The organism is Stenotrophomonas sp. PS02300, assembly GCF_029959395.1.
Lineage (GTDB): Bacteria > Pseudomonadota > Gammaproteobacteria > Xanthomonadales > Xanthomonadaceae > Stenotrophomonas > Stenotrophomonas maltophilia_AD.
On sequence record NZ_JASCOP010000212.1, the window covers coordinates 1 to 3,855 of the forward strand.

Here is a 3,855-nt window from a genome sequence, read left to right on the forward strand (position 1 = left end):
TGTCCGCGCTGGCGGTCAACGAAGAGAACGCCGCCGGCGGCCGCGTGGGGACCGCGCCGACCAATGGCGCGGCCGGCGTGCTGCCGGCCGTGCTGCATTACTTCGACCGTTTCTGCCCCGGCGCCAACGAACAGCGCGTGTTCGATTTCCTGCTGACCTCGGCCGCCATCGGCATCCTGTACAAGGAAAACGCCTCGATTTCCGGTGCCGAAGTCGGCTGCCAGGGCGAAGTGGGCGTGGCCTGTTCGATGGCCGCCGGTGGCCTGGTCGCGGCATTGGGCGGCAACCCCAGCCAGATCGAGAACGCCGCCGAGATCGGCATGGAACACAACCTGGGCCTGACCTGCGACCCGATCGGCGGGCTGGTACAGATTCCCTGCATCGAGCGCAACGCGATGGGCGCGGTGAAGGCGATCAACGCCTCGCGCATGGCGATGCGTGGCGACGGCAAGCACAAGGTATCGCTGGACAAGGTCATCAAGACCATGCGCGATACCGGCCGCGACATGCAGGACAAGTACAAGGAAACCAGCCGCGGCGGCTTGGCGGTAAACGTCATCGAGTGCTGATCGGCCGCGCGGGCGGTTATCCTCGGGGCTCCCCCACTGGAGACCGCCATGCGCACCCTGGCCGCCGCCCTGCTTGCCTGCCTGCCCCTGACCTCGTTCGCCGCCGATACCTATGATGCGCGCCTGCAGGCCTTCGACTACGGCTGGCCGGTCAAGACCTTCAGCTTCGATTCGCAGCGCCAGCCGCTGGAAATGGCCTACCTTGACGTTGCGCCGGAAGGGGTGCCGATGGCCGGCACCGTGGTGCTGCTGCATGGCAAGAACTTCTGTGCGGGCACCTGGCGCGACACGATCAAGGCGTTGAGCGCGGCCGGCTACCGGGTGATCGCCCCGGACCAGGTCGGCTTCTGCAAATCCAGCAAGCCGTTGCGCTACCAGTACTCGTTTGGGCAGCTGGCCGCCAATACCGAAGCGCTGCTGGCCCACCTCAAGCTGGACACCACCAAGGTCGACCTGGTCGGCCATTCGATGGGCGGCATGCTGGCTACGCGGTTCGCGTTGATGTACCCGCAGCAGCTGCGCCAGCTGGCACTGGTCAATCCGATCGGGCTGGAAGACTGGAAGGCCAAGGGCGTGCCGTGGCGCAGCGTGGATGCGTGGTATGCCAACGAACTGAAGACCAGTTTCGACAGCATCAAGAAGTACCAGCTTGACGTCTACTACAGCGGCCAGTGGACGCCCGAGTACGAACACTGGGCGCGGATGCAGGCCGGCATGTACGCCGGCCCCGGCAAGCAGGCCGTGGCCTGGAGCCAGGCGCTGACCTCGGACATGGTGTTCAACCAGCCGGTGGTGTACGAACTGCCCAACGTGCGGGTTCCCACCACGTTGTTCATCGGCCAGAAGGACCGTACCGCGATCGGGCGTGACCTGGCATCACCCGCGCTGAAAGCCACGCTGGGCGATTACCCGGCGCTGGGCAAGGCGGCTGCCGCCGCGATTCCAGGGGCGACGCTGGTGAGCTTCGACGACCTGGGGCATTCGCCGCAGGTGCAGGACCCGGAGCGGTTCAACGCGGCGTTGTTGAAGGCGTTGAAGGGCGAGTAATCGACAACACGTCGTCCAGCAATGCTGCGGCGGTGATCTCCGCACCGGCGCCCGGGCCCTGGATCAACAGGGGTTGGGCGCTGTAGCGGTCACTATGGATCGCCACGCGGTTGTCGGTCTGCGCGCCGCCAGCCAGCGGGTGGTCCAATGGCACGATGCGCAGGCCGACACTGGCACCGTCGTGGTCGAATCCACCGATGAAGCGCAGGCAGCCGCCCTGCGCGCGCGCCTGCTGCCAGTGCTGCTGCAGCGGTGCATCCAGCAGTGCCAGCTGTTCGATCGCCTCGGCGGTCGACAGCGCGGCCAGTGCGTCCGGCACCAGCGAAGACACGGCCACCTGTTCGGCACGCAGCGCGATGCCGCTGGCGCGGGCAAGAATCAGGAGTTTGCGGCGCACGTCCTCACCGGACAGGTCCACCCGCGGATCCGGCTCGGTGTACCCGGCGCCAGCTGCCTCGCGCACCCATGCCGAGAACGGACGCTGGCCGTCGTAGTGATGGAACAGCCACGCCAACGACCCCGACAGCACGCCTTCCACCCGGTGGATGCGATCGCCGCCGGCCACCAGCCCGCGCAGGCTGCTCAACAGCGGCAGCCCTGCACCCACCGTGGCGCTGTCACCGTAACGCGCACCACCGTCCAACCCGCTGCCGGCGATGGCCTGTGCACGCGCCAGCTGCGCGCCCTGCCCCAGCTTGTTGGCGGTGACCACGTGCACGCCGCGCGCCAGCCACTGCTCATGCCAGTTGGCCACATCGTCGCTGGCGGTGGCGTCCACCACCACGTCACCGCGCTGCAGCCCTTCGGCCTCGGCCCAGGGTTGCAGCGCCGGCACCGTGCGCGCGGCATCGTTGGCGCTCTCCAGGGCCTGCGCCGGCTGCTGTTCGCAGGCGCGTGCCGTGCGCGAATTGGCCAGCCACGAGAAGTGGGGAAGTTCGATACCCCGCGACTGCAGACTCTGGTAGCGCTGCACGAAGGCGGTACCCACGGTACCGGTGCCCAGCAGCGCCAACCGGCGCGGCGTCGGTCGCGCGAACGGCAGCACCGCGCTCATGCATCCACCTGTTTGCGGCGGGCCAGCTGCGCCTGGCGGTCGATCACCGCCTGCGCGCGTTCCAGGCCTGCCTGCAGGTCCGCGACGAGGTCTTCCGCAGCTTCGATACCCACCGACAGGCGCAGCAACCCTTCGCTGATCCCCGCATGGGCGCGGGCCTCGGCGGTCATCGCCGCATGGGTCATGGTGGCCGGGTGCGCGACCAGGCTCTCCACCCCGCCCAGCGATTCGGCCAGGGTGAAGCAGCGCAGGCCATCGACGAAGGCGCGCACCGCCGCGTGCGGGTCATCGCCGGGGCACGAGGCCAGCTCGAAGGACAGCATCGCGCCGAAGCCACTCTGCTGGCGCGCGGCGATGGCGTGGCCCGGGTGCGAGGCCAGCCCGGGGTAGTAGACGTTGGCCACTGCATCGCTGGCGGCCAGCAGCTTCACGATGTCGGCGGTGTTTTCCTGGTGCACGCGCAACCGCGCACCGAGCGTGCGCAACCCGCGCAGGGTCAGGAAGGCATCGAACGGCGAACCGGTCAGGCCCAGCGCGTTGGCCCACCACACGAGCTGTTCGTGCAGGGCCGGGTCGCGCGCGACCACCGCGCCACCGACCACATCGCTGTGGCCGTTGATGTACTTGGTGGTCGAATGCAGCACCACGTCGGCACCGAAGGCGATCGGCTGCTGCAGCGCCGGCGACAGGAAAGTATTGTCGACCACCACCTTCGCACCGGCGCGGTGCGCGGCATCGATGACGAAGCGCAGGTCGGTGATGCGCAGCAGCGGGTTGGACGGAGTTTCGATCAACACCAGCGTCGGCGACTGCGCCAGCGCATCGGCCAGCGAGCGCGGATCGGTCAGGTCGGCGGTGACCAGCTGGAAGTGGCCCTTCTTGGCCAAGGCGTTGAACAGGCGCCAGCTGCCGCCGTATGCGTCGTGCGGCACCACCAGGGTATCGCCCGGTTCCAGCAGCGCGTTGAGCACCAGGTTGATCGCGCCCATGCCGGTGGAGGTAATCACGCCGCCCGCACCGCCTTCGAGTTCGGCCAGCGCCTCGCCCAGCAGGTCGCGGGTGGGGTTGCCGCTGCGGGTGTAGTCGTACTGGCGCTTGTTGCCGAAGCCATCGAAGCTGAAGTTCGACGACAACACGATCGGCGGGGTCACCGCCCCGTGCGCGGTATCGCGATCGATACCGGCG

The 3,855-nt window shown here is 68.3% G+C and carries 4 protein-coding genes; 2 read left to right on the forward strand and 2 right to left on the reverse strand.

Annotated elements, in window-relative coordinates:
* Both QMX79_RS20280 and QMX79_RS20285 read left to right on the forward strand, forming a co-directional pair.
* On the forward strand, positions 1-569 hold a 569-nt coding region (locus QMX79_RS20280), incomplete at its 5' end, for an L-serine ammonia-lyase (protein WP_282248383.1).
* 48 nt (positions 570-617) lie between these two features.
* Complete coding sequence (locus QMX79_RS20285) at positions 618-1,616, forward strand: alpha/beta hydrolase (protein WP_282248384.1); 999 nt, start codon at positions 618-620, stop codon at positions 1,614-1,616.
* On the opposite strand, the gene QMX79_RS20290 is transcribed toward QMX79_RS20285, so the two are convergent.
* Both QMX79_RS20290 and QMX79_RS20295 read right to left on the reverse strand, forming a co-directional pair.
* Positions 1,579-2,670, reverse strand: a complete 1,092-nt coding sequence (locus tag QMX79_RS20290) for a homoserine dehydrogenase (protein WP_282248385.1) — start codon at positions 2,668-2,670, stop codon at positions 1,579-1,581. The genes QMX79_RS20285 and QMX79_RS20290 overlap by 38 nt on opposite strands.
* On the reverse strand, positions 2,667-3,855 hold a 1,189-nt coding region (locus QMX79_RS20295), incomplete at its 5' end, for an O-succinylhomoserine (thiol)-lyase (RefSeq protein WP_282248386.1). The genes QMX79_RS20290 and QMX79_RS20295, both read right to left, overlap by 4 nt.